Genomic DNA, 3,934 nt, shown 5'->3' with positions numbered 1-3,934 from the left:
GGTTGTGGCAGTGCGCGACGTACGGCCCGACGAAGTCCCGGAAGCCCCGGTAGACGATCACGGACTCGTTCGGGTCCAGGGCGACGAGATCCTCGCGCGACTTGTCGTCCGGTTGGCCGGGTGCCGGTGTCACGGAGACGTCGCGCCCGTTGCGCATGACCGTGCGGTGCTCCTCCATGTGCAGGTGGAAGGGATGGACCCAGCCACCGCCGCCGTTGCGGATCTCCCACAGGTTGAAGCTGTTCATCTTCTGCAGGGCGAAGGGGCTCTTGCCGGCCGGGTTCCTCAGGCTCTGGGCCACGGCCGAGGCTTCGAAGGGCTTGCCGTTGATGAGCCACTCGGTCTCGCCGCCGAGCGCGCCTCGCTTGACCTCGAAGACCATCCGGTTGTCGAGCATGCTCTTCCAGTTGCCGGGAAGGGGCGGAAGCTCACGCAGTGGCGTCAGGGGGCCCGGCATCACGCTGTCGTCGGGGGCGTCGTCGCCGATGATGAACTTGAGGACCGGCACCTTGTAGCTCGGGTCGGGCAAGAAGCGCGACGAGTTGGTCCACATCCGGCCGTTGGGCATCTTCATCACGTCGGTCAGGTAGATGACGTCACCCTTGGTCGTGGGTGAGCCGTCCTGGTAGCGCGTGAAGTCGATGATGACCTCGCGCCGCTTGGCCGGCCACAGCTCGAAGGAGTCCCGGGTCATCGGGAAGGGCAGCAGGCCGCCGTCCGCGGCGATCTGGGTGAACTTCATGCACTGCTGCCCGTCCGGGATCCGGTACTGGCCCTGGAGGTCGTCGCCCGTGTGGCCGAGGGACCGCGCCGACTTCGGGCCCTGGGTCGAGCTCATGAGCTTGAACTCGTAGATGCGGGACACCGAGGCGTCGAGGAACCGGAAGCGGTACTTGCGGCGCTTCACCTCGAGCACCGGGTTGGCCGTGCCGTTGACGGTGAAGATGTCGCCGACGAAGCCGTGGTTGGGGAAGTGCTTGAAGAAGGTCTTGCCCCACCACTCGGGGTGCACCGCGGGGTTGTGGGCGTCGGGGAAGTCGCCGTCGGTGTCGTGGATGTCGTGGTGCATGGTGACGCCGTCGTCGAGCCGGGTGTCGTAGAACGCCAGCGGGACGTCGTAGTCGACGTCGAACGCGCCGTTCGAGTGGTCGGAGCGGACGCCGGGCAGCCGGAGCCCCTGGCGCTCGTCGCCCATGTCCATGCCGTTCTTCGGGTCGTAGATCGGGTAGAGGCCGACCATCCCCTTGTAGACGTTGCTGCCGGTGTGGTCCATCCGGTGGTCGTGGAACCAGAAGAAGCTCTGCTTCTCGCGTTCGTCGCCGCCGGCCGGCCAGTTCAGGTAGAGGTTGTCGACCCACATCTCCGGCAGGTAGCCCATCCGGCGCGGGCCGGCCGTCATCGAGTAGTGCGGGTTGCCGTCGCTCTCGGGCGCGGTGTGCCCGTTGTGCAGGTGGGTGAGGAACGACCAGTCGGGCGAGCCGAAGTCCTGGCGGTCGAGACCGAGCGGGTTGTCGTGCAGGTTGTTGATGAAGCGGATCAGCACCGGCTTGCCGTACTCGGCGTTGATCATCGGCCCCGGGAAGGTCCCGTTGAAGCCGTAGATCGTGCTCATCGGGAGCGAACGCTCCCTGCCCGCGGCGTAGACCGCTCCGGTGGCGTCGAAGGACTTGGTGGGCTTGCCGTCCTTGCCGATCGGCAGCACCTTCGAGGTGGTGAACGAGTGTCCGCGGACGAGCAGCTCGATCTTGTAGACGAGCGGGTCGGGGTAGCCGACCTCGTTGGCCCACTTCTGGTGCCGTTCGTTGCCCAGCGAGTTCTGCCGGCCGTCACCCGGGCCGGGCACGCTCGTCCAGCTGCGGTACTGCGACTCGGGCTCGGGGACGAGGGCTCTCGGGACCGGGAGCTGGTCCTTGAAGGGCTCGAGGATCAGCGGGCTCGTGGGGAAGTCCTCGACGTAGAAGATCACGTCCCCCAGTGCGGTGCCGGTGGCGGCGAAGACCCCATCGGCAGACAGCAGTCCCCGGTTGGCCAGATAGGGCCCGGTCAGCGCTCCGGTGGTCGCGAACCCCACTCCCGCGGCGCCTGCGGCCCCGAGCTTGAGAACGGTCCGACGGGGGACGGCGTTGGTCGCCTCGTCATTCATGGGCTCTTCTCCCCTCTCGAGTGATACGTCGCTGCCAGGCGACCGGACCCGAGACCTTGTCAGGCTAGGCGGGAGCGGTTGGGGAAACCTTGGGACGATCGGGCAGCCGAACAAGCTGTGAGTCGTCCCAGGCTGCGGCGAGAGACGGTGAGCGACACCGCCGACGCCGTGCGTCAGTTCCGCGATCGGACCGACCCCGACCACCACCGAACGTCCTGACTACGCTTCTCCCATGCCGACGAGCTCCAGCACGCTGGACCCTGCCAACATCAACGCGATCTTCAAGGCCTATGACGTCCGCGGCACCGTCCCCGACCAGTTCGACGAGGATCTCGCCCGCGCGACGGGGATTGCGTTCGTCGAGGTGATCGGGGCGCCGACCATCGTCATCGGCCACGACATGCGGCCCAGCTCGCCCGACCTCGCTGGCGCCTTCGCGGCTGGTGCGACCCAGGCGGGTGCCGACGTGATCATGATCGGCCTGGCGTCCACCGACCAGCTCTACTTCGCGTCCGGGCACCTCGGCCACGCGGGCGTGATGTTCACCGCGAGCCACAACCCGGCGCAGTACAACGGCATGAAGATGTGCCGCGCCGGTGCGCAGCCGATCGGCACCGACACCGGTCTTGCCGACATCGCCGCGGCGGTGAGCCGTGGCGGCCAGCCGCCCACGGCGGCCGTCGGCAGCGTCAGTCAGCAGGACGTCCTCGAGGCGTACGCCGCGCACCTCCTGTCCCTCGCGCCGGTGGCCGGTCGCAAGCTGAAGGTGGTCATCGACGCGGGCAACGGAATGGCCGGCCTGACCGCGCCCACCGTCTTCGAGCGGCTCGGCTCGGACCTGATCGAGGTGGTGCCGATGTACTTCGAGCTCGACGGCACCTTCCCCAACCACGAGGCCAACCCGATCGAGCCGGCCAACCTGGTCGACCTGCAGAAGCGGGTGCTCGCGGAGGGCGCCGACATCGGCCTGGCCTTCGACGGCGACGCCGACCGCTGCTTCCTGGTCGACGAGCGGGGCGAGGCGGTCTCGCCGTCCACGCTGACGGGGCTGATCGCCGCTCGCGAGCTCGCCAAGGAGCCCGGCTCGACGATCATCCACAACCTGATCACGAGCCGCGCCGTCCCCGAGCTCGTCACCGAGCTCGGTGGCACGCCGGTCCGCACCCGGGTGGGGCACTCCTACATCAAGGCCACGATGGCCGAGACGGGCGCGATCTTCGGTGGCGAGCACAGCGGCCACTTCTACTTCCGCGACTTCTGGAAGGCCGACTCGGGCATGCTCGCGGCCCTGCACGCCCTGGCCGCCCTGTCGGAGACCGACCAGCCGTTGAGCGGTTTGCTGGCGGCGTACGAGCGCTATGTCGTCAGTGGCGAGATCAACTCGTCCGTCGCCGACCAGGCCAGCATCGTCGACGGCCTCGAGAAGCAGTTCGACGATGCCGAGGGCGTCACCACCGACCGCCTCGACGGGCTCACCGTGAGCCACGTCGACTGGTGGTTCAACGTCCGGCCGTCCAACACCGAGCCACTGCTCCGACTCAACGCCGAGGGTCGAGATCGTGCGACCATGCAGCGCGTGCGCGACGAGATCCTCACCATCATCAGGAGTGCCTCATGAACATCGACCAGGGTCTGCTGGACATCATCGTCTGCCCCGATTGCCACGGCGAGCTGAAGGTGGAGGCGGCCGAGCTCGTGTGCACGTCGTGCGGGCTGGCCTATCCCGTCCGTGACGACATCCCCGTGCTCCTCGTCGACGAGGCGCGCAAGCCCGCCAGACCGGGAGCATCG

3 protein-coding genes are annotated in these 3,934 nt (G+C 67.9%); 2 read left to right on the top strand and 1 reads right to left on the bottom strand.

The window, feature by feature from the left end:
• Positions 1–2,143, bottom strand: a 2,143-nt coding sequence (locus RMO85_RS06515; RefSeq protein ID WP_310527726.1) for a multicopper oxidase domain-containing protein, incomplete at its 3' end; no start/stop codon positions are given.
• Positions 2,144–2,375: 232 nt separating this feature from the next.
• Here RMO85_RS06515 and RMO85_RS06510 point away from each other — a divergent pair.
• Both RMO85_RS06510 and RMO85_RS06505 read left to right on the top strand, forming a co-directional pair.
• Positions 2,376–3,761, top strand: coding sequence for a phosphomannomutase/phosphoglucomutase (locus RMO85_RS06510; protein WP_310527720.1), 1,386 nt, complete (start codon positions 2,376–2,378; stop codon positions 3,759–3,761).
• A 2-nt stretch (positions 3,762–3,763) separates the two neighbouring features.
• The coding region (locus RMO85_RS06505) for a Trm112 family protein (protein ID WP_397203272.1) at positions 3,764–3,934 on the top strand (171 nt) is incomplete at its 3' end.

The organism is Nocardioides sp. (assembly GCF_031422975.1).
GTDB lineage: Bacteria > Actinomycetota > Actinomycetes > Propionibacteriales > Nocardioidaceae > Nocardioides.
This window is presented reverse-complemented; position numbering and strand designations above follow the sequence as displayed.

What these genes read in the sequence shown, in the direction of transcription:
- RMO85_RS06510 (WP_310527720.1), top strand. Translation starts at nt 2,376, where the DNA reads ATGCCGACGAGCTCCAGCACGCTGGACCCTGCCAACATCAACGCGATC.